The sequence below is a fragment of the Beijerinckia sp. L45 genome, assembly GCF_009765775.1.
In the GTDB taxonomy this organism is placed as follows: Bacteria; Pseudomonadota; Alphaproteobacteria; order Rhizobiales; family Beijerinckiaceae; genus RH-AL1.
On the sequence record NZ_LMUU01000071.1, the window covers coordinates 17,287 to 39,138 of the forward strand.

The 21,852-nt window shown below is 65.9% G+C and carries 22 protein-coding genes and 2 pseudogenes; 7 read left to right on the forward strand and 17 right to left on the reverse strand.

All coding sequences use genetic code 11. The features are described from left to right. Nucleotides 1-28 precede the first annotated feature (28 nt). Complete coding sequence (locus tag GSQ79_RS07760) at nt 29-391, reverse strand: DsrE family protein (protein ID WP_158808152.1); 363 nt, start codon at nt 389-391, stop codon at nt 29-31. A 36-nt stretch (nt 392-427) separates the two neighbouring features. Beyond that, a complete protein-coding gene (locus GSQ79_RS07765; RefSeq protein ID WP_158808153.1) occupies nt 428-667 on the reverse strand; it encodes a sulfurtransferase TusA family protein in 240 nt (79 codons plus the stop codon). Nucleotides 668-910: 243 nt separating this feature from the next. On the opposite strand from GSQ79_RS07765, the gene GSQ79_RS07770 reads away from it, so the two are divergent. The 5 genes and pseudogenes from GSQ79_RS07770 to GSQ79_RS30280 all read left to right on the forward strand — a co-directional run. After that, nucleotides 911-1,150 (forward strand): hypothetical protein, encoded by a 240-nt coding sequence (locus tag GSQ79_RS07770; RefSeq protein ID WP_158808154.1) that lies wholly within the window; start codon nt 911-913, stop codon nt 1,148-1,150. 171 nt (nt 1,151-1,321) lie between these two features. Continuing rightward, entirely contained in the window at nt 1,322-1,777 is a 456-nt protein-coding gene (locus GSQ79_RS07775; RefSeq protein ID WP_158808155.1) for a (2Fe-2S)-binding protein, read from the forward strand. 11 nt (nt 1,778-1,788) lie between these two features. Next, on the forward strand, nt 1,789-4,023 hold the full coding sequence (locus GSQ79_RS07780) for a xanthine dehydrogenase family protein molybdopterin-binding subunit (protein ID WP_158808156.1): 2,235 nt from the start codon (nt 1,789-1,791) through the stop codon (nt 4,021-4,023). 80 nt (nt 4,024-4,103) lie between these two features. Then, nucleotides 4,104-4,410, forward strand: a pseudogene (locus GSQ79_RS07785) (ArsC/Spx/MgsR family protein); the annotation flags it as partial. Then, nucleotides 4,358-4,516, forward strand: a pseudogene (locus GSQ79_RS30280) (arsenical resistance protein ArsH); the annotation flags it as partial. The pseudogenes GSQ79_RS07785 and GSQ79_RS30280, both read left to right, overlap by 53 nt. 121 nt (nt 4,517-4,637) lie before the next feature. On the opposite strand, the gene GSQ79_RS07795 reads toward GSQ79_RS30280, so the two are convergent. The 8 genes from GSQ79_RS07795 to GSQ79_RS07830 form a co-directional block, all read right to left on the reverse strand. Further along, entirely contained in the window at nt 4,638-5,024 is a 387-nt protein-coding gene (locus GSQ79_RS07795; protein WP_158808157.1) for an aminoacyl-tRNA hydrolase, read from the reverse strand. Nucleotides 5,025-5,062: 38 nt separating this feature from the next. Next, complete coding sequence (locus tag GSQ79_RS07800) at nt 5,063-5,818, reverse strand: SDR family oxidoreductase (protein WP_158808158.1); 756 nt, start codon at nt 5,816-5,818, stop codon at nt 5,063-5,065. 151 nt (nt 5,819-5,969) lie between these two features. Then, nucleotides 5,970-6,971, reverse strand: coding sequence for an alpha/beta hydrolase (locus GSQ79_RS07805; protein WP_246725169.1), 1,002 nt, complete (start codon nt 6,969-6,971; stop codon nt 5,970-5,972). Between the two features lie 220 nt (nt 6,972-7,191). Further along, a complete protein-coding gene (gene pdxA, locus GSQ79_RS07810; RefSeq protein WP_158808160.1) occupies nt 7,192-8,193 on the reverse strand; it encodes a 4-hydroxythreonine-4-phosphate dehydrogenase PdxA in 1,002 nt (333 codons plus the stop codon). Further along, nucleotides 8,190-9,461: a four-carbon acid sugar kinase family protein gene (locus GSQ79_RS07815; RefSeq protein ID WP_246725170.1), complete on the reverse strand. Its 1,272-nt coding sequence runs from the start codon at nt 9,459-9,461 to the stop codon at nt 8,190-8,192. The genes pdxA and GSQ79_RS07815 overlap by 4 nt, the downstream gene beginning before the upstream one ends. Further along, nucleotides 9,436-10,452, reverse strand: a complete 1,017-nt coding sequence (locus GSQ79_RS07820; RefSeq protein ID WP_305764613.1) for a 2-keto-3-deoxygluconate permease — start codon at nt 10,450-10,452, stop codon at nt 9,436-9,438. The genes GSQ79_RS07815 and GSQ79_RS07820 overlap by 26 nt, the downstream gene beginning before the upstream one ends. 246 nt (nt 10,453-10,698) lie before the next feature. Further along, entirely contained in the window at nt 10,699-11,592 is an 894-nt protein-coding gene (locus GSQ79_RS07825; protein WP_368669928.1) for an SMP-30/gluconolactonase/LRE family protein, read from the reverse strand. A gap of 72 nt (nt 11,593-11,664) precedes the next feature. After that, complete coding sequence (locus GSQ79_RS07830) at nt 11,665-12,036, reverse strand: hypothetical protein (RefSeq protein WP_158808162.1); 372 nt, start codon at nt 12,034-12,036, stop codon at nt 11,665-11,667. Between the two features lie 458 nt (nt 12,037-12,494). Here GSQ79_RS07830 and GSQ79_RS07835 point away from each other — a divergent pair, with 458 nt between their 5' ends. Continuing rightward, nucleotides 12,495-13,196, forward strand: coding sequence for a cyclase family protein (locus tag GSQ79_RS07835; RefSeq protein WP_158808163.1), 702 nt, complete (start codon nt 12,495-12,497; stop codon nt 13,194-13,196). Nucleotides 13,197-13,206: 10 nt separating this feature from the next. Next, on the forward strand, nt 13,207-14,640 hold the full coding sequence (locus tag GSQ79_RS07840) for an amidase family protein (RefSeq protein ID WP_158808164.1): 1,434 nt from the start codon (nt 13,207-13,209) through the stop codon (nt 14,638-14,640). A 15-nt stretch (nt 14,641-14,655) separates the two neighbouring features. Here the strand turns inward: GSQ79_RS07840 and ade are convergent, their stop codons facing one another. The 7 genes from ade to GSQ79_RS29370 all read right to left on the reverse strand — a co-directional run. After that, complete coding sequence (gene ade / locus GSQ79_RS07845; RefSeq protein ID WP_158808165.1) at nt 14,656-16,362, reverse strand: adenine deaminase; 1,707 nt, start codon at nt 16,360-16,362, stop codon at nt 14,656-14,658. 119 nt (nt 16,363-16,481) lie between these two features. Next, nucleotides 16,482-17,735, reverse strand: coding sequence for an amidohydrolase family protein (locus GSQ79_RS07850; protein ID WP_158808166.1), 1,254 nt, complete (start codon nt 17,733-17,735; stop codon nt 16,482-16,484). A 31-nt stretch (nt 17,736-17,766) separates the two neighbouring features. Further along, nucleotides 17,767-18,768: an acetamidase/formamidase family protein gene (locus tag GSQ79_RS07855; protein WP_158808167.1), complete on the reverse strand. Its 1,002-nt coding sequence runs from the start codon at nt 18,766-18,768 to the stop codon at nt 17,767-17,769. Between the two features lie 15 nt (nt 18,769-18,783). After that, complete coding sequence (locus tag GSQ79_RS07860) at nt 18,784-19,494, reverse strand: ABC transporter ATP-binding protein (RefSeq protein ID WP_158808168.1); 711 nt, start codon at nt 19,492-19,494, stop codon at nt 18,784-18,786. Next, nucleotides 19,487-20,215 (reverse strand): ABC transporter ATP-binding protein, encoded by a 729-nt coding sequence (locus tag GSQ79_RS07865; RefSeq protein WP_158808169.1) that lies wholly within the window; start codon nt 20,213-20,215, stop codon nt 19,487-19,489. Before GSQ79_RS07865 ends, GSQ79_RS07860 begins: the two co-directional genes overlap by 8 nt. Then, on the reverse strand, nt 20,215-21,291 hold the full coding sequence (locus GSQ79_RS07870) for a branched-chain amino acid ABC transporter permease (RefSeq protein WP_158808170.1): 1,077 nt from the start codon (nt 21,289-21,291) through the stop codon (nt 20,215-20,217). Before GSQ79_RS07870 ends, GSQ79_RS07865 begins: the two co-directional genes overlap by 1 nt. Before the next feature lie 4 nt (nt 21,292-21,295). Next, nucleotides 21,296-21,852 (reverse strand): branched-chain amino acid ABC transporter permease (locus GSQ79_RS29370; RefSeq protein ID WP_246725171.1); only part of this gene is annotated, 557 nt, incomplete at its 5' end.

Consider the following 21,852-nt stretch of genomic DNA (forward strand, 5'->3'; position numbering starts at 1 on the left):
GTCGATGCAAGCGGCGGTGTTCGGCGGCTTAATAGCTGACGGAAGGGCTGCCGTCGGACATGAACTCGACCAGCTTGGCGCCGCCGACGATGAGAGCGCCGTCGACGAGCTTTGTCTCGTCGAGCGAGCGTTTCTTGAAACACGGCGAGCAGACGAAGATCTTGCCGCCTGCCTCGACGAAGTTCGCCATGAGGTCCTTCAACGGGGCGAAGCCTTCTTCATGAATGTCGTCGGCGTAGCCGCGCTGCGACAGTCGCGTGCCCTCGACGGACAGGAACACCAGCGTGTCCTTGTCGGATGCAACCGCTGCGTTGGCGATGACGAATGCGAGCGTCGCTTTGTCGGTGTCGTTCTTGGCGTGGGACAGGCTGATGACGAATTTGCCGGGCATGATGTCCTCGTTGGAAAAGAGGTGATTGTTTGACGCTCACCATCTGTCGCGCGAGCGGATCCAGTACGCGTGCGCATCGGGGTCGTGGCGGAGCAAGGTATTGTCGGTGATCCGGCACCAGGCCGGCAGATCTTCGGGCGATCCGGGATCGTGGGAGATCAAATGGATGATCCCGCCGGGCATCGCGCTCAGCCGCCTGCGCAGGGCGAGCAACAGGTGCCCACAGCCGAGGTCGCCGGCATCCCAGGTATCGTCGGCTTGGATGGAGTCGAACACGCGACATCCTCAGATAGGAGACGATGCCAACCGCGCGCATACGGTTAACTTGTTGTCTCGACACGGTTTCAAGGCGCGTCGCGCAAGGCCCTATCGTCTCGCGACCTCTCGGTCAACGGCAGCAATCACACGATGCTGTGCCCGAGGGGCGAGCGCCAATAAGTCTTGCCAATAAGTCTTGAACGATCACCTTCCGGCATTTTCTAGGGCGGACCAGGCCTCGGGAACCGCACGACCGGGCTCGTGCGCTCCACGCCGTTTGTTGTCGTGCAGGATTGCGAGCAGATCATCGACCCTGAAGGCATCCGCAACCAGCTCAAAGACAACACGTCCAGACGCGAGCCGCGCTCGGATGCAAGAGGTGACATTCGACCGCTCGATGGTGACGAGTCTCGATGGGCGAGCCATCCGCGCATCACCGTCCCCGACATGCCGGAGGGTGTCATGGACCTCATCGATCGCGATAATGTGTACTTGCGGTAGCACTGCTGTATCGCAGTGTCGCGTCCGCCAAACCATACCGACCGGTAGATATCGAGCCGGAAGTGTATTAAACTGAAATGCGAGGGCTCCGTTCAGAGCCCTCGTCGCCGAGTGAACCACCGCGAAACGACCGAGGAGCCGGGCGTATGGCCCGGCCAACGGAGGACAAAAATGATCAGCTTGAAAATCAATGGCGCGAGCCATGACCTCGACCTGGACGGGGATATGCCGTTGCTCTGGGCGGTACGCGATATTCTCAACATGACCGGCACCAAATACGGCTGCGGCATCGGCCAATGCGGCGCTTGCACGGTGCATCTCGACGGGCAGCCCGTCCGCTCCTGCCAGACGCCTGTGAGCGCTGCGACGGGCCACGACATCACGACCATCGAAGGCATCCACGGCAAGGTCGCCGAAGCCGTGCAGGCGGCCTGGCGCGACCTCGACGTCGTGCAATGCGGCTACTGTCAGTCCGGTCAGATCATGTCGGCCGTCGGCCTTCTGACTCAGACGCCAAAACCCACCGACGACGACATCAATGGCGCGATGGACGGCAACGTCTGTCGCTGCGCGACCTACGGCCGCATCCGTGCGGCCATCCATCAAGCGTCCACGAAGCTCGTTTGAGGAGACCGCGCATGTACGCCAAGACAACTGAATCGCTCCTTCCGACCCTCCCGGCGGAAACGCCCCAGGCCTCGCGCCGCACCGTCCTCCGCGGCTCCGCCGCCGGCGGCCTCGTTCTCGGCCTCACGCTCGTGTCGGGACGCGGCTTCGCGGCCGATGGGTCGCCCGGCGGCGGCAAGGCCGTCACGCTCGCCTCCAATACCGCGCCACCCGAGCCCAACGCCTTCGTGCGCATCGCGCCCGACAACACGGTGACGGTGATCGTCAAGCACCTCGACATGGGGCAGGGCAACACGACTGGCTTGCCGACCATCGTCGCGGAAGAACTCGACGCGGACTGGTCGCAGATCCGCTTCGAGTTCGCGCCGGCAGACGTCAAGCTCTACGCCAACCTCGCGTTCGGCGTTCAAGGCACCGGTGGCTCGACCGCGATCAACAACAGCTGGGATCAGCTGCGCAAGGCCGGCGCTGCCGCCCGCGCCATGCTGGTGCAAGCCGCCGTCGACGCCTGGAAAGTCCCGGCCGACGAGATCGTGGTCTCGAAAGGCGTGCTGACCCACAAGTCCGGCAAGCGGGCCACCTTCGGCGATCTCGCGGAGGCCGCCGGCAAGGAGCCGGTTCCGGACGACGTCAAGTTGAAGAACCCGAAGGACTTCACCCTGATCGGGACGAAGATCCACCGGATCGACTATGTTGTGAAGACCGACGGATCGGCGAAGTATGCGCTCGATGTGCGTCGGCCCAACATGCTGACGGCGATCATGTCGCGCCCGCCGCGCTTTGGCGGCGGCGTCAAGAGCGTCGACGACAAGGACGCGCGCGCCGTCCCGGGGGTGGTCAACGTGGTGGTGGTCCCGCAGGGCGTCGCTGTGCTGGCCGAGAATACCTACGCCGCTCGCAAGGGCCGCGAAGCGCTCAAAATCGTCTGGAACGACGCCGGCGAAGCGCGTTCAAGCGCCGACATGCTGGCTGACTATCGCAAGGCGGCACAGACGCAGGGCGCCGTGGCCGCGAAGAAGGGTTCGGCCGAGGACGCGCTGACGTCGTCCGGCAAGGTGGTGGAGGTGGAATTCACCTTCCCGTTCCTGGCGCATGCGCCGATGGAACCGCTGAACTGCACTGTGGAAAAAGCGGCGGACGGGTCCTACGACTTCTTCGCCGGGTCGCAGTTCCAGACGATCGAGCAGATGGTGGCGGCGAAGTATCTCGGCACGACGCCGGACAAGGTTCGCATCCATACGATGTGGGCCGGCGGTTCCTTCGGCCGCCGCGCGACGCCGGACGGCGACTACTTCGGCGAGGCGGCGGCCATCATGTCCAAGACAGACGGCAAGCGCCCGGTCCATCTCGTCTACACCCGCGAGGACGAGATGACGGGCGGCCGCTACCGGCCGATGTTCTACCACAAGATCCGGGCGGCCCTGGATCCGAAGGGCGGCATCGCCGCGTGGCAGCACCGGCTCGTCGGCACCTCCTTCATGAAGGGCACGGCCTTCGCGCCCGTCATGGTCAAGAACGGCGTCGACTCGACGGCGGTCGAGGGCGTGTCGGACATGCCCTACGCCATCCCCAACCTGCTGGTGGACTGGCACGATGCGCCGACGCCGATCACCACGCTGTGGTGGCGTTCGGTCGGGCACAGCCACACCGCCCAGGCAGTCGAGGTCATGGTCGACGAACTCGCCCATGCCGCGGGCCAGGATCCCGTCGCATTCCGCCTTGCCATGCTGAAAGACCATCCGCGCCATGCCGGCGTGCTGAAGCTGGCTGCGGAGAAGGCCAACTTCGGGCAGAAGCTCGCAGCCGGAAAGGGCCGCGGCGTCGCAGTGCACGAGAGCTTCAACACCGTCGTGGCGATGGTCGCCGATGTAACGGTGACGGGAGCCGAGGTGAAGGTGGATCGTGTCGTGGTCGCCGTTGATTGTGGGATCCCTATCAATCCCGACGTCATCAAGGCGCAGATGGAAGGCGGCGTCGGCTACGGCCTCGGCGCTGCCTTGCGCAACCAGATCACCTTCAAGAACGGCGAGGTCGAACAGTCGAACTTCGACACCTACCTGCCGCTGCGCATGAGCGACATGCCCGTCGTCGAGGTTTACATCATGCCATCGATGGAGAAGCCGACGGGTGTTGGCGAGCCTGGCGTGCCGCCGGTCGCGCCCGCCGTGTCCAACGCGATCTTCGCCGCGACCGGCAAGCGGCTTCGCTCGCTGCCGTTCGACTTCGACAGTCTGAAGGGCGCCTAACAGACCTGACGGGGCGGCTGGTCTTCGCATGAAGCTAGCCGCCTCGGTGCCGACCCGCGGCGTCCAAGTCGGACGTCGTCATCTATCACAACCCCGCCTGCGGGACGTCGCGCAACACGCTGGCGCGGATCGGTAACGCTGGCGTCGCACCCCAGTTCTCCGAGTACCTGAAGACGCCGCCGTCGCGCGCGATGCTGATCCAGCTGATCGAGCGTGTGGGGATCACGCCGCGCGAATCGACGCCAATGCTGGCGCATCCGATCCTGATCAACCGCCCGATCGTCGTTACGACCCACGGCGTTCGCCTCTGCCGCCCGTCCGAGCAGGTATCAGCTTGCTGCCGCCTCCGAGGGCGAGCTGTTCAAGGAGGACGGCGAGCGCGTCGTCCACCGCGGATACTCTGCTCTACGGCTCGCTTCGGGAATGTCCTATTCGCGTTGCGGTTGAGGAAGCGGCGCGGCTGCTGCGATGCTACGGCGCCGAGCCACGGATTCCGTCGAAGGCGCCCGTTCTCCGCGCGCTACGCGATGCGCGTGTCGCGTAAACTATGCTCGAACAGCGAACCTTCGACGAGGTCGGCTTGGCGAAGCGCGGAGCAGCGTTGCCTCTGCCGATCAGGACGACACCTCGCCATAAAGCCGAAGCCGCTTGAGGAACAGGCCGAGCTCGTCGCGATACGCGGGTCCAAACGCGCAGACCGTCTCCGTCGGTTCGCCGAAGACGGTGCGGCCGGCGTCGGTGATCAGCGCGTGCGGGATGCCTTGGTCCGCGCATTCGCGCGCGACGCGACGCAGCGGCCCGAGCCCGCGGACGCTGACGGCGATCTTGGCCTGGCTGGCCTCCATATAGGCGAGCAGCCGGGCCGGATGGGTCGCCATCGCGTTCAGCGCCACCTGCACGAAGGCGTGCCCGGCCTGCACCGCGAGCTTGCCCGGCGGCATCGCGAGGTCGGCACGAATCGCCACCCACATCTTCAGCTCGGGTGGCCTGTCGTGCGTCATGCCGTTTCGCAATCCCGCTGCGGCTTTCGCCGATGTCCTCAGGCCTGTCGTTTGATCACAAGCGGGCCGGGCGCCTGACAGGTCGGCATCAGCTCGATCCGGTTGATGTTCACGTGCCGGGGAAGCCCGATCACCCACGCCACCGACTCCGCGATGTCCTCCGAGGTCAGCGGCTCGGTGCCCTGGTACACCGTCGCGGCCCGGGCATCGTCGCCGGAGAACCGCACGTTGCTGAATTCGGTCCCACCGCAGAGGCCCGGCTCGATGTCGGTGACCCTGACGAAACTGCCGACGAGGTCGGCCTTCAGGTTCAGGGAGAACTGCTTCACGAACGCCTTGGTGCCGCCGTAGACGTGGCCGCCCGGGTAGGGATAGCTTCCGGCGACGCTGCCGATGTTCACGACATGGCCGCGGTCCCGCTCGACCATGCCGGGCAACAGCGCCCGCGTCATATGGACGAGGCCCGTGATGTTGGTCGCGATCATGCGATCCCACTCGGCCAGATCGGCCTTCTGGGCGGGGTCGAGGCCGAGCGCGAGGCCCGCGTTGTTGACCAGGACGTCAACCTCGCGCCAGCCGTCCGGCAGGCTCCCGGGCAGCGCCGCAACGGTTGTCGTATCCGTCACGTCGAGAGGGAGGGGAAGCAGGGCGTCACCCAGGTCGCGCTGAAGGGTTGCCAGGCGGTCCGCTCGGCGGCCGGTCGCGATGACGCGGTGGCCGCTGCCTACGAGACGGCGGGCGATGGCGTCGCCGAAGCCGGAGGTGGCGCCGGTGACGAGGATGGTAAGGCTCATAAATGGATCCCTGAAGATTGACGTCGGGTTTGAGGCCGACGGCATTGAGTTTGGGTCGGCAGCGGTCGAGCAGACGCGCGACGGCCTTTACCCCTGCCGCTGGCGCGCTCGACGCGATCTGGCGGCCACCCAAACGATTATCCCGCGGAAGTCAATTCAGGGCTTGCGGCGTCGGCTCCTCCAGGAAGGCCGCGACCTCGTGGATGAACTGCATGCGGTTCTTCTCGAGCATGACGGTGTGCGTGCCCTCGCCCAGTTGCACGAAGCGCTTGTACGGTGTCCTGGTAAGCTGTTCGAAATAGGCCGAGGCCTGGTATGTCGGCAGATCGGCGTCCCATTCCGCGTGGATGATGAGGGTCGGGACACGAATGTCGGACGGCTGGTAGAGCGGTTTGTTGACCCACCAATAGTCGCGGTTGTCCTGCGCCGTCCCGTTGGGCGCGCGCAGCACCGCTGGCGTTTGAGCCGCGCCGTGGGGATCGGTGGCGAAGGTGGCGTCGGCCCACATGTCGAACCAACCTGGCGGGATCAAGGTCGCCTTCTTGTCCTCCGGCACGTCTTTCATCCAGCGCTCGAGCGTCGCCCCGCGGGTCACGGTGCGATAGGCGCCGAGCGGAGGAGCGCCGGCCGGGGTCCGGATCGTGCTCAGCCATTGCGGCGCGTAAAGCACCAGACGCGCGACCTTGTCGTTGTGGGTCGTCGTATAGAGTCCCATGATCGAGGTGCCCCATGACCATCCCATCAGGTTGATCTGGCGCACACCGCGACGCTTGAGGATGAAGTCGACTGCAGCGCCGACGTCGCGCGCCGCTTCCGCGGTGGAGGCCACAGGCGTGCCTTCGGTCGAAGGGCCGTCCATCGATGCCGGCCGAGTGGATTTGCTGTAGCCGCGCACGTCGACGAGCCAAACATCCCAGCCCCGTGCCGCCAGCATGTCCATCGCCGACGCGCCGCCGACCGGCAGGTCGAAAGAGGTTTCGGCGGGATAGGTCGCCCCATGGACGAACAGCAGGATCCGGTCGCTAGCAAACGTCTCGGCGCCGGCGAGATGCTTTTCTCGCGCGTAGACCTGCACGCCAGGATCGGACGGGATCATGAATTCGGCCATGTCGGTCGCCGCCATGGCGCCGGCTCCGCTCAAGGTCATGATCATGGCGGCAATCGCGAGCCTGACCCAGCACTCCATAGACGTTCCCTTCCTCTGCCGTCCGCATTCGCCTGTTTGCTCAGGCTTTGGTGCGGAGCCCGATCATGTTCGCACTCCGAGCCGGCCCTGGACAAGTGCTCGATGCCGTTGGGTCAAGCGACCTTCGTCAGAGCCCTTATGCCCTCCACGGGGACGCGATCCACGACGTCGCGCCGACCGTCCGGGGTCAGGCCGCCAAGGCCTTCGGCGCGAGGTCGACCGCCTGGCGCAGTGCCTCCAGCAGGCTCCGCTCGTCCGCGATGCCTGTGCCGGCAATGTCGAAGGCCGTCCCGTGATCGACGGAGGTGCGGATCACGGGTAGCCCGACCGTGATGTTGACGCCCGCCTCGAGCCCCAGCACCTTGATCGGGCCGTGGCCCTGATCGTGATACATCGCGACCACCATGTCGTAGTCGCCGCGCCCGGCGAGGAAAAACAGCGTGTCCGCGGGGAGGGGGCCGCGGACGTCCCAGCCTTTCGCCTGGCAGGCCTCGACGGCCGGCGTGATTTTTTCCGCCTCCTCGCCGCGGCCGAACAGGCCGTTCTCGCCGGCATGCGGGTTGATGGCGCAGACTCCGATCTTCGGATTGGCGATACCGGCTTTCACCAGCACGCCGTGGCCGCGGGCGATGACGCGTTCGACGAGGCCGGGCTCGATCTTCGCGATGGCGTCGATCAGGCCGATGTGGGTGGTGACGTGGATCACCCGGAGCTTTGGCGAGACCAGCATCATCGAAACCTCGGGCGTCCCGGTGAGGTGGGCCAGCAGTTCGGTATGGCCGGGGAATTTATGGCCTGCCGCGTGCAGCGCTTCCTTAGACAAGGGCGCCGTGCAGATCCCCTGGGCCTGTCCCGCCTGCACGACCTGCACGGCTTTCTCGATGTAGCGATAGGCGGCTTCGCCAGCGACCGGGGACATCCGCCCGAATGGCAGGTCGGCCGGCACGCATTTCAGGTCCACGCACTGGACGGCCGCGTTGGCGAAGGTTGCGGCGCCGGCATCGTCCAGGGACGCGACGGTCAAATTCGAGCCGACGATTCGGCCGGCCTGACGCAGACGCTCGGCGTCGCCGATCACCAGGGGCTGGCACATCGCATGGACTTCCGCGTGCGCGAGAGCCTTCATGATGATCTCGGGGCCGATGCCGGCAGGGTCGCCCATGGTGATCGCGATGGTCGGGTAGGTCATGAGAAACGTCCTTTGGTTCTGATGGCGCGCAGGCGCGCGCCGATGCGGATCAAACTATCTTCGTCGCCAAAAGCCCCGGCCTTGGTGACGATGGGAATGGAGAGCCGGCCCAGCGTCAGACCGAGCGAGACGCCGGGCTCGATCTCGTCGACAAGCCGGATGCCGGTGACGCCGAAGCGGGCGAGAAGCGACGCGGCGGTTTCGCCGCCGGTTGCCGCGATGGCGCCGATTTGCGGCGCAACGGATACGAGCGCATCGGCAAGACCGTCCACGAGCCGCTGGCCCAGCGCCATGTCGGGAAGACCGTCCGTCGCGATCTCGATCAGCGCGTCATCACCGGCAGCGATCGCTGCGGCGACGCGGCCGGCGAACGCTGCCTTTTCGGCGGCTGTGCCCCGCAGGGTTTCCGGCCAAACCGGAAAGTGGACGACACCTGTCGTGCCGGCGACCTTGCGGGCGGCGGTGCGAGAGGCCGTCGCGAGCGACCCGACCACGATCAGGCTGCCGCGCGCGTTCGGGGCGATCTGGATCACCTCGGGTGGCGCGGCTGTTTCGACAGCCGCGAGGGCATGGGCCAATCCGGCGCTGCCGATAAAGAAGGTCGTCGTCCGTGACAGGCCCGCGGTCGCGATGCGATCGAGATCATCGTCGGTTTCGGCGTCGCAGATCGCGATGCCGGCGCCTGCGGCCGCGATCCGCGCGAGCGTCGTCGCAAGGTCGGGGCCGCGCACCGTCGCAAGTGGGACTGTGGCAGTCAGGACACCGGCGGAGGCCAGGACGCTGGCAAGATTGGCATTGGCGTAGGTGTGGTCGCGTTGCCAGACCTCGGCCTCCTCGAGCGGACGTCCGTCGACATGAATATGCGCCCCGACCGTCGCCCTGCCGGTTGCCGGAAAGGCCGGCGCGAGAATGCCGAAGGCCGTCCCCGTCCGCGCTTTCAGAACGGCGATGGCCGCCGCCGTCTCGGCCGCCGGCTGCCCGCGCAACGTGGAGTCGATCTTCTTGAACAGGATTCGGTCCGGTTCAAGCAGCCTTTCGAGGATTTCGGTATGCCGCTGTGCAGCCCTTTCCGGTGACAGACCGCGACTATCGGCGTCGTAAGACAACGCTGTCAGGCGGTCCGGCTCGATCGCCGTCGCGTCGCCCCAGGTGACCGCCGCCGCAAGGCCGCGACGACCGAACGCGATGGCACAATCCGCGGCGCCGGTGAGGTCATCGGCGAGGATGAACCATTGCCCCATCTCAGCGGGTGCCGACGCGCGGCGCAACGGTGTCTTCTGCAGCGGAAGGGGGCTCGTCGAGGTCTTCGGCCTTCCCGAAGGCGGCGGCGGCCCAGGCGGTCACGATCGGGACGAGGATGGCGGTGACCACGACGCAGGCGGCGATCAGGATGGTTGCGGGGCCCGCGGCGTCGGCATAGGCCGGGTTGGCGGCGGCAACGATGGCCGGCACCGCTGCGGCGTTCCCCGCGGTGGAGGCTGCGGCGACACCCGCGACGCCTGTCCCGCCGGTCAGGCGATCGGCGAGGAACAGCGGGATACCGGTCAACACCACGACGCCGACGCCCATCGTGAGGCCGAGCAGGCCGGCCTGCCAGACCTTCGACAGATCGAGCCCGGCCCCGAGCGCGAAGGCAAAGAAGGGGATCATCACGGGAATGGCGCGCCCCAGAAAGTCGCGCATCTCCCGGTCCAGGTTTCCGATGATCATCCCGACGAGCAGCGGCAGAATCGCGCCCACCAGAGCCGGCCAGGGAAACGCCGAGAGACCCGCTACGCCGAGCGTCACCATGGTGAGGAAGGGGCCGCTCTCCAACGTCATGACGGTGTAGGCACCGACGTCCCGGGGGCGACCATACTGGCCCATCAACGCCATATACAGACCGCCGTTTGTGTCGTTGAGGCTGGCGACGATGGCGAGCGTCGAGACGCCGGCGAACATGCCTCCCGCCACCGGCGCCTCGCCGAGAACGCGGCCGAAGATGAGGCCCAGCAGGATGGCAATGGCGACCTTCACGGCCAGCAGCGTGCCTCCTTTCTTGAGGATATAGGGAGTCGCCCGGAAGTCGATGCTCGCCCCCATGCAAACGTAGAAGACCGCGAGGATGGTCAACGCGCCGGAGAATAGCGCCCCCGTAAACGACCCGAAAAATTTTGGCATGCCCGGGAAAAACGTGGCGATCAATGCGCCGGTAAGCAGCGGCACGACCATCATGCCGCCGGGCACGGACTCGATGGAGCGCTTAATTGGAATCTGCAAGCCATGTCCCCTTGTACGCTGTCGCACACACGATCACGATGAGCGGTCATATGTCTTTGTCGGAAGCAAATGACAGGCGTCGGCACGGACCCAGGCGTCGCATAACGGTCATTTGGTCGATCTTTCGGCCGAATTGATGCGAAATCCGGCCGAAAGACGGAGGCTTGCCTCCACGGCGGACCAGGACGATTCGCTTGTTGGCACAGTCGCAAGCCCGGGGCCCAATCCGGCTTCGCCTGTGCGACGTCAGAGGCTACGGTTCATGCGTTCGCTAGGTTGGCCAGGCGTGTCCATGGTCACGGCGAAGAGCGAGCCGGATCGAGGATCGTTTTCGTTCGACGACGGCATGGTCGTCACGAAAAGAGTCTTGAGGTCGGCCCCGCCGAAACAGCAGCTCGTCGGGTTGCGCACGGGGACTTTGATGATCCCTTCGATGTCGCCGGAAGGCGCGTAAACCCGAATGCAGCTGCCGCGCCAGATCGCGACGTAAACACGTCCTGCGCCGTCAACACACAGACCGTCGGGTACGCCGACTTCGATCGGTACGACGATGAAAGCCCGACGGTTGGAGGCTGAGCCCGTAACCAGATCGTAGTCGTAAGCCCACACGGTGCCTTGGTGCGTGTCGGAGAAGTACATCGTGTCGCCGGACGAGCTCCAGCCAAGGCCGTTCGCGAGCGAGATATGCGGTTCCACCTCTTCCAGCTGGCCATGATGCCAACGGTAAAGCGCGCCGGTCGCTTCACGGTCGCGGGTCGCATCGCGGTGCATGGTGCCAGCCCAGAGCCGTCCGCGTGGATCACATTTGGCGTCGTTGAAGCGGTTCGCGCCATGCATGCCCGGCTGGGTCAACAGAGTCTCGGTCGGCTCGTCAAAGGCGAGGTCGTAGATGCCGCCCCCGATGCCGGCGACGAGGCGCCCGTCCGTGGCAAGGACCGCGAAGCCGACGACGTCGGACACCGGGCAAGTCGTCCCTTGTGCGGTCCGCGGGTCATATCGATGGATGACGTGCCCGACGATGTCGACCCAGATCATTCTGTGCGTTTCTGCGTCCCAATAAGGCCCTTCGGCGAGCCGGGAGCGCGGCAGGTGATCGAGGATGGCGCACGATTGGTTTTCAAACATCCAACATCGTAGCATCGCGCGGCGCCGCTGACAGGGCACTTTGCGGCAAACCGAATTAGCGACCGCGTGACCCTTGGAGCCTTCCTCCTACAGGCCTCTGATCGAGAAGACATGGCCCCGTCCTGAAAACGAGATGGTGATCTCCTGGCCGGCGATCAGGGCGGCCAGCCCGGGGCTTAGCTGCACCGGCGTGCAGGCGTTGAGACCAGCCACGACAGCCTTTTCGAACGCCGCCTGATCTTCAGGACTCCCGACGAGGTGTGCGTAGGTGAGCCGCGGTTTGCCGAACACCGTGCCGTCACGCTTGAGGCTGAAACGAACCGTGGCCTCGGACTTGTCGGCGCGGCCCGGCGCTTCGAAACACTGGGTCAACGCGCGGCTCAACTCGCGGAACGTCGCGCTTGGCTCCGCCGGGGACATCGAAGCGGCGATCAGGACAAAGGCAAGCGCGAGGGGCATCGGACATCCCTTTGAGAGCGGCGTCCTCTCGCAACGTTGAAGAGACCCGCGATGGATCGGTCATTACGACTGACGGCGAAGGGCCGGTCCCACTGGCATCAAGAACCTCTGCAAAGGCTGCGACGGGATGAACGATGATCAGTCAGATCGTTCCGAGGGGCCATCGCGGCGCGCCATCTTTGCCGGGGTCGCCTTCGTAATCGTCCTCGCGATCGTAGGCTACGTTCTCGTCCATGCATTTGTCGACATGGTCCATGTTCAAAACTGCTTGGTCACGGGACGCCACGACTGCTGAATGCCTTAACGACCCGAAACGCGCCGCAGACCGGCAGCAGCCTCCGCGCCTTTCCGGTCGACTTCGCTTTCCGCTAGGGTAGTCTCGGCTCCGATGAAGGGAGCGGCTGCGGAGCGAAGAGTGTCGCGCCGATCCGACCTCCGCCTAGTGATGGGACAGTGCAATGCCGCAACGCGTGATCGATCTCAGCCTCTTGATCGAAGACAACATGCCCGCCCACAAGCTGTTCCAGCGACCGGTTCTCACGACCCACATGAGCCATGAGAGCAGCAAGGCGCTCAACCTCGGCGTGCCGGGCGACGCCATGACGTTCCAGACGAATTTCATCGCCATGCTGGATCATGTCGGGACCCATGTGGACGCGTTTCGCCATGTCGGCCCCAACGGCGCCAGCGTCGACGAGATGCCGCTCGAGATGTTCATGGGCCAGGCCGTCTGCTTCGACCTCCGCCATATTCCCGATCTCGGCGACATCACGGTTGACCACATGGAGGCGGCAGAGGCCGCGGCTGGCGTCAAGGTCGATGGCCACATTGTCCTGCTCTGCACGGGCTTCCACGATCGCAACTACCCCTCGCTCGACTCCGTCTGGAAGAACCCGCTGCTCACCGTCGAGGCGACGCGCTGGTTGAACGATCGCGGGTCGAAGATGCATGGCGTCGAGGGACCCTCGACCGACAAGCCGACCGACGACATTTTTGCCCAGCACCGGCTGTGCCGCGAGCTTGGGGTGAGCCACTGGGAATGGCTCGTCAACCTGGAGTCGCTGCTCGGGTTGGGCGCGTTCCAATTCTTCGGTGTGCCGCTGAAATTCAAGGGCGGATCCGGATCGCCGGTCCGCGCCTTCGCCATCGTCGACGCCTGAGCGGACCTGAATGGGCAGCGCCAGCGATCTCGATACGATCAGCGCCATCGCGCTGCGCAACCTTGTGGTCGCCCGAAAAATATCGCCGGTCGAGATCCTCGATCATGCGCTGGCCCGGGCGGCAGCGAGCCAGGCAAGCCTCAACGCCTTTTCGATGCTGACGCCCGATACGGCGCGAGAGGCGGCCCGCGCTGCCGAGCAGGCGGTCATGCGCGGCGATCCTCTCGGTCCGCTTCATGGTCTCCCGGTGTCGGTCAAGGACCTGATCGCGGTGGGCGGTCTGCCGTTCTGTTCCGGATCGCGTGCCATGCAGGGCAACATCGCGGGCGCCGACGCCCCCGCGGTCGAACGCGTCAAGGCCGCCGGCGCCATCGTGATCGGCAAGACGACCACCAGCGAGTTCGGCTGCAAGCCCGTCGGCGACTCGCCGTTGACCGGCATCACCCGCCATCCCTGGGATCTGACGAAGACGCCAGGCGGCTCCAGCGCGGGGGCGGCGGCGTCCGTGCTTGCCGGCATCACGCCGTTTGCGCTGGGCACCGATGGCGGCGGGTCGCTTCGCATTCCCGCGTCGCTGTCGGGCCTGGTCGGGTTCAAGGCGACGTTTGGTCGGGTTCCGGTGTGGCCGGCGTCGGCGACGCCGACGCTGGCGCATGTGGGATCGCTTGCCCGCAACGTCCGCGATGCCGCGCTTCTCAGCGCCGCCATTGCCGGTTTCGACGCGCGCGACCCGTTCTCGGTGCTGGGGCCGGTTCCCGACTACGTCGCGGCCTGCGACGTCTCGCCGAGGGGACTGCGAGTGGCCTTCAGTCCCACCCTCGGCTACGCGCAACCGCAGCCGGACGTGCTTGCGGCCGTCGAGACCGCGGTCAAAATTCTTGCCGAAGCCGGCGCCATCGTCGAGCCTGTGGACCGCGTCTTCGACACCGATCCCATCGATCTGTGGATGGCGGAGTTTTATGCCGGCGTCGGCACGCGGCTGCGCAACGTCGTCGAGTCTCAGCGTGATCTTCTCGACCCATCCGTCGCCGAGGTTCTCGAGGCCGCGCTCGGCCAGGACATGCGTAGCTATTACGAGAGCGTGTTCCGGCGCTACGCCTTGCGGGAAGCCATGCGGGTCTTCTTCGAACGATACGACCTGCTGATCTCGCCGACCTTGCCGGTCTCTTCGGTCCCGGCCGGCTGCAACGTGCCGCCGGAATGCGCGGGCCGGAACCTGATCAGCTGGGTATCCTACACCTATCCGTTCAACCTCACGGGACAACCCGGCCTGTCGTTGCCGGCTGGGCTGGGACATGACGGAATGCCGGTCGGCCTGCAGATCATCGGCCGGTTGCACGGCGAGGTCGACGTGCTCCGGGCTGCGGCAGCGATCGAGCGCGACCTGCCGCCGCTGCGGCACCTCATTAGCGCCAATCGCTCGCTTAGGCCGGCCCTCGCCTAGGCTGCGGCAGTCGCTCTATGGTTCGAAGCAAAACTTGTCGACGTCGAACAGGCCCCGATCCGTCATCTTCAGGTGCGGAATCACGGGCAAGGCGAGAAAGGCTACCTGAAGGAACGGCTCGGGCAGCTGGCAGCCGAGCGCCTTCGCGGCGGCAAGCAGGTGTTCCAAAGCATGAGCCACGGTCTCGCCGGACTCGAGACTCATAAGGCCGCCGATCGGCAGCGCGAGTTCGGCGGTGATCTGCCCGTCGCAGGCGACGGTGAGGCCGCCACCCATCGTGATCACGCGGTTCACGGCGGTGGCCATGTCGATGTCGTTCACGCCGGCCACCGTAATGTTATGGCTGTCGTGGCCGACCGAAGAGGCGATCGCCCCGCCGCGCAGACCGAAGCCGGTGACGAAGCCGCGTCCGATGTTTCCGGTCTTGCCGTGGCGTTCGATCACTGCAACCTTGAGAATGTCGCGATCGACATCCGCCATCAAGCCCGCATCGGTGACCGTCAGGACGGCGCTTTCGCGGAACGTCAAAAGCATGCCGGGTTTCACCCGGATCACCGCCGTCTCCTGTCGTCGGGCCTTTGGCGTCACGGCAAACGCGTCAGCCGTGATGGCGCCGACCTTGATCGAGTCGCGTCCCACCGGCGCGACATCGCTCCGCGCATCAAACAAAGCCTTCGTCACCAGGCGGCCGCCGGCAACGACGTCGCTGACCGTGCAGGCCTCGAGATCGTCGAGCAGGACGACGTCCGCCCGCCAGCCCGGCGCCACGAGCCCGCGATCGAGCAGCCCGAAGATGCGCGCGGCAGAGTGCGACGCGGCGCGGTAGACGTGGTGCAGCGGGCATCCTCTGGCGATCAGCCGGCGGATCGATGAATCGATGTGGCCCTCTTCTGCGATGTCGAGAAGGTTACGATCGTCGGTACAAAGCGCGATGAGGCTCGACGTGTTCGCGTCTAGGATCTCGGCCAGCGCCTCGAGATCCTTCGAGGCCGAACCTTCGCGGATCAGGATCGCCATGCCCTTGCGGAGCTTTTCTCGCGCTTCTGCAGCGCTCGTCGCTTCGTGGTCGGTTCGGATTCCTGCCGCCAGATAGCCGTTGAGCGCCATGCCGAGCAGGAGCGGCGCGTGGCCGTCGATATGAGCGCCCTGAAACGCTTGCAGCTTGGCAAGGACCACGGGATCGAGCCCCAGAACGCCGGGGTAATTCATCATCTCAGCGAGGCCATGGACCTTCGGATGGTCACGAAACGGCAGCAGATCCGCGATTGTCAGATCGGCGCCGGCGGTCTCGAACGACGTGCAGGGGACGCAGGACGACAGGTTGACGCGGATATCCATGATCGCGCGTTCGGCGCCATCGAGAACATAGCGGATGCCTTCGGCGCCCAGCACATTGGCGATTTCATGCGGATCGCAGAACGCAGTGGTCACGCCGTGCGGCAGCACGCAGCGGTCGAATTCCAGCGGCGAGACCAGCGAGGATTCGATGTGGAGATGCGTGTCGATGAAGCCAGGCACGGCAAAGCGCCCGCGGCCATCGATTTCGATGCCGCCTCGGTACGTCGCGTGCGTGCCGACGATACGGTCACCGACGATGGCGATGTCCGTCGTCTCGACCGCGCCGGTGATGACGTCAAGCAGGCGAACGTCGCGGATCACCACGTCGGCCGGCACTTTGCCCTGGCCCGCGAGGATGCATGTTGCGAGGTCGGGCGAGGCCATGGTGTGCTCCCAATGAAATAGCGAGCCGACGGCATAACCCGCCGCCCCCGTCCGCTCTTGCGTGCACAGGCTGTGCCTTGCGGCAGCGAAACGCCAGGACCGGCGCTCCGATGCGACGGTCACGCAGCATGCGGATGGATCGTCGGCAGTTTGCCTGCCACGACGCGACCGCCGACGATCACGGTCCGTGTCATTGCGCCACTGGCGACCAGGTCGTCCGGATCTGCCGCATCGGTGATGAGGAGATCCGCGCGGGCACCGACGTGTAGGCCCCAATCCGCGCCGAGGCCCATGATCGCGGCCGGTGTGCTCGACACCATGCGAAAGGCGGCGCCGAGATCGTCGAGGCCGAGTTGCCCGGCGAGCAACGTCCAGCGCGCGATTTCGAGGAGATCACCGGAGCCGGTCGGGACGAATGGATCCTGGATGTTGTCCGAGGCCGCCGCCACCGGCACCCCGGCGGCCAAAAGCTCGCGGACCCGGGTGACGCCCCGCGGCGGCAGGACCGACGCATCCCGCCCAAGCAGAAAGAGATTGGCAGCGGGCAAGGTGATCACGGCGACGCCGGCCTCGACGAGGCCGGCGGCAAAGCGGCGGACTCTTTCAGGCGGCAGGACGCTTAGCGCCGAACAATGGCCAACGGCGACGCGTCCGCCCATGTGGTGGCGCCGCGTGCGCTCGATCACGGCATCGAGCAGGATGGCATCGGGATCGAGGTGTTCGTCGATATGCAGGTCGAGCGGCAGGCCATGATCGGCCGCGATGGCGAAGACCATGTCGAGAAAGGCGAGCGGCTGATCCGAAAAGGCCGGCACCCCGCCGATCGCGTCGACGCCGCGCGCGACGGCGCCAAGCAGCCAGGCCTTCGCCTCCGGCAGCATCCGCGTGGCATCGGAGGTGACATGGGCGACGATCTGAAGCGTGAGTTTGTCCACGCAGGCGGCCCGGACGTCGACCATCGCCTCGATGCCGCGAAGTTCCGACTGCGGCTCGATGTTCGTGTGGCTGCGGATGGCGACGGTGCCGTAGGCGACGCAGGCTTCGATGGTCTGGAGGGCGCGGGCCGCGATGTCATCGCGCGTGACCGTCTCTGCGTAGGCTTTGTAGCCTGCGGCAGCGCCGGCCAGCGTGCCCGATGGGTTGACGACGCGGCGCCGTGTTCGTGACTTGTCGAGATGTTGGTGCGCGTCGACGAGGCCTGGCACGATCAGCTTGCCGGCCATATCGGCTCGCCGCGCACCGGGCGGGACCGCGAGCGCGGGCCCGACGCCAAGGATCCGGCCGTCGTCACCGATCGCGATGTCGAGTTGCTCGGATGTAAGAGAGCCTGTCCGCAGGACGGTGCCGCCCTGAAGAACCACCTGTTTCGTCATCGCTTGCGTGACCTCGGCCGTGGGCGGATCTTCAGCGGCGCGAAGCTTCGACGATCGCCTTGGTCACCGAGGCGCCGAGCGTGTACTTCGGGTCCACCATGTTGCCGAGCCGCATCTTGCCGCACATCGTCAGCAACATGTAGCCGTCGGTCTCGTCAATGCCGAAGTCGGCTGCCATCCAGCGGATCAGCTCGCGATAGGCAATGCGCGAGGCATCCTCCATCGGGCGCGCCGAGCCGATCGTCATGTAGAAGGTTTCCGTCTCCAGGCGCGGCCACTGGATGGTCATGCCCTTGATCAGATCGACCTGCACGGTGGTGACGGTGGGATGTTCGAGCGCGACGCCGCAGAGCTCGCCGTCGCCCTGGATGGCGTGGCAGTCGCCGAGATAGAGCAGCGCGCCCGGCGCGTTGACGGGAAGATAGATGATCGCGCCCGGTGCGACGTCGGGCAGGTCCATGTTGCCGCCGTAGTAGTCCGGCACCAGCGACGAGATCGCTTCGATCTCGGGCGAGGTGCCGATCGTGCCGATGAAGGGCTCGTAGGGCAGGGTGAGGCGATCGCTCCATTTGACGCCGCCCTCGGCCGTCACCTCGATCTTCTTCACCCGCTCGGGAAGGGGCGCGTTGAGCAGCGCCGTAACGGAGGTGCCGACGAGGCCGCCGAATTCGGGGATCAGGCAGGTGGTGCCGACGGGCTGCGGGCCGCGCGGGCGGATCGACTTGATATGCACGGCGAGGCAATCGCCCTTTTCCGCGCCGTTGACGTAGACCGGTCCGTTCTGCGGATTGAGGAAGGGGAAATTGAGGATCTGGCTCGGGACGTCGGTCTCGTGCTTGATCTTGCCCTCGAAGGCGTCGTGGGTCTCGAAGGAGATCACGGCACCAGGATCCACCGTCAGCACGGGCGCCGCGAACGGGCCGTAGACGTAGTGGTATTTGCCCTGGTCCGCCTCGGTGATGGGGTACTCGCGGCCCGGTTTGCCGCCCGCCACGCCCTTGCGGGCCATGATCGAATGTTCGGTCCAGCTCATTACCGTCTCCTTGGTTTAGACCGCGAGGTGGCGTCGGACGATGTCGCGATCGTCCAGCATCTCGGGGGTCAGCTCGGCCACGATGCGGCCCTTGTCCATGACGTAGCAGCGCTGCGCCATGGCGCGGATCATGTCGATGTTCTGCTCGACCAGCACGATGGTCAGGCCGGTGTCGCGGTTGAGCGCGACGCCGAGCCGCGCGATGTCCTGCACGATCGAGGGCTGGATGCCCTCCGAGGGCTCGTCGAGCAGCACCAGTGTCGGGTTGCCGATGAGCACCCGGCCGATCGCGAGCTGCTGCTGCTGGCCGCCCGACAACGTGCCGGCGGCTTGGCGCCGCCGTTCGCGCAGGATCGGGAAATAGCCGTAGACGGCGTCGAAATCCGCCGCACCCGCGCCGCCGATGCTTTCGCCGACGCGGAGGTTTTCTTCCACGCTCATGCGCGGAAACACGTCGCGGCCCTGCGGGACATAGCCGATGCCGAGGCGGGCGCGGACGTGCGGGCTCATCGCCCCGATGTCGCGGTCGCGAAAGCGGATCGAGCCGCCGCTCGGCGGCAGCAGGCCGATCATCGCCTTGATCAGCGTCGACTTGCCGACGCCGTTGCGGCCGATCACGGCGGTGATTTCTCCCGCGCGGATGGTGAGATCGACGCCCTGAAGCACGGGCTTGCCGCCGTAGCCGCAGCGCAGCCCGGAAATGGAGAGAAGCGGCGACTCAACCATGATGCGGCCCGTGTCCCTGACCGAGATAGATTTCGGCGACGCGTTCGTCCGCGACGATGCTGTCGATGTCGCCCTGCGCGAAGATCCGGCCGAAATGCAGGACGGTGACGCGGCTCGCCACCTGGCGCACGAAGGCCATGTCGTGTTCCACGGCGAGCACCGTCATGCCCTCGGCGTTGAGCGCGCGGACGAGGTCGCCGGTCGCCCGGGTCTCGTCGGGCGACATGCCCGCCGTCGGCTCGTCGAGCAGCAGAAGCTTCGGCTTGAGGGCGACGGCCATGCCGATCTCCAGCCATTGCTTCTGGCCGTGGCTGAGATTGCCGGCGAGCTGGGCGGCATCGGCCGAGAGATTCAGGAATTCGAGCTGGCTCTTGATCGCGCCGCGCAGACTGTGGCCTTCGAGATGGTGCTGCAGCGCGATCTCGAGGTTCTGCCGGACGCTGAGCGCCTTGAAGATGCCCGGCACCTGGAATTTGACGCTGATGCCGCGCCGGATGCGATCATGCGACTGCAAAGCCGTGATGTCGTGGCCGTCATAGATGACCTGACCGCTGCTCGGCGCATATTCGCCGAGGATGAGACGAAACAGCGTGCTCTTGCCGGCGCCGTTCGGGCCGATGAGGCAATGCAGTTCGCCGGGCTCCAACGCCAGATTGACGTCCGACGTCACCTGCAGGCCGCCGAACCGCTTGTTGAGGTTTCTGGTTTCGAGGATCGCCATCACAGGGGCTCCCGCTGTTTCCGGCCTTTGAACAGGCGGCGGGGCAAACCGATCAGAGCGGTGATCAGACCTTCGGGGGCGAACAGCACGGTCAGCACGAGCAGCAGCCCCATGACGACGAGGGCATACTGGCTGCCGTAGATGGTCAGCGCCTGGAAGCCGGAGAGGATCACGATCGTGCCGAGTAGCGTGGTGGTGAGATCGCTGCGGCCGCCGACCGCGACCCAGACGATCGGCAGCGCCGCCGCCGTCAGCCCCATGCTGGATGGCGTGATGTATTGCCCCCAACTTGTATAGAGCACGCCGCTGAAGCCGGCGAGCGCGCTGCCGATCACGAAGGCGCCGAGCTGATATTTGCGGACGTCGTAGCCGAGCATCGTGGCGCGCTGCGGGTTTTCCCGGATCGCCACCAGCACGTTGCCGAAGGAGGAATTCACCAGGATGCGGAGGCCGAGATAGGTCAGGACCAGAAGCATCAGCACGACGTAGTAGAGCGGAACGTCGGGGCTCAGCACGATATCGTCGCCGGGCCACGGTATGGTCAGCGGCGGCATGCCGCTCATGCCGTTGAAGCCGTTAAGGCGGGCGGCACCGACATGCCACTCGGGCCCTGCCGTCTGCGCCATGAACCGTTCGAGCACCAAGGTCACCGCCAGGGTGACGATGCCGAGAAACACGCCGCCGATGCGCCCGAAGAACAGGAAGTAGCCAAGCACCGCGGCGAACAGGGCCGAGGCGGCCACCGCGACCACGGTGGCGACCAGCGTCAGGCCGTGGTCGGCGCCGAAGTCCACGGTGACGATCCCATAGACATACCCGGCGATGCCGAAGAAGGCGGTCTGGCCAAAACTCAGCGCGCCGCCATAGCCCCAGATGAGGCAGAGGCCGAGCGCCATGAACACCCAGTCGAAGAAATAGATCGTGTTGCCGACCGTGTAGGCGTCTTCGATCAGCGGATAGGCGGCGGCGAGCGCGACGACGGCCACGACGGTGATCCAGAAGGCGCGGCCGCGGCCGAGCGTCTGGGGGCCTTCGAGGCGCGACAAGGCGAGGCGGAGAAGCGGTCTGCGCGCCATCGTCTCAGGCCCGGTCGCGGAGGATCAGGCCGGAAATGCCGCGCGGCAAAATCCGGATCACGATGATGACGGCGACGAGCAGGCCGATCTGTCCGGCCAGCTGTCCCTCCCAGGTGGTCATCAGCGCCTTGACGAAGCCGAGTACGACACCGGCGGGTGCGGTGCCCAGGAAGACGTCGTTGCCGCCGACCACGACGGTGACGAAGGCCTCCATGATGAATTGGCTGCCCATCGTCGGCACCAGAGTCATGGTGGGCGCGTAGAGGCCGCCTGTGAGGCCGGCCAGAGCCGCGCCGATCCCGAACGTGAGGCTGTAGATGAGGCGGGTGTTCACGCCGAGCGATTCCGCCATGTGCGGCACCTGAATCGTTGCGCGCGCAAGCAGTCCGAAGCGGGTGAAGTTGAAGAGAGCGTAGAGGCCGGCGAGGATCGCCACCGCCGCGCCCATCAGGACGAAGCGGTAGAGCGAATAATACATCGCGCCGATCTGCACGCTGCCGAGCGGGGTGCTGATGTCGGAGAGGCTCGGGCCGAGCACGATGAGTGTGCCCTGCGAGGCGA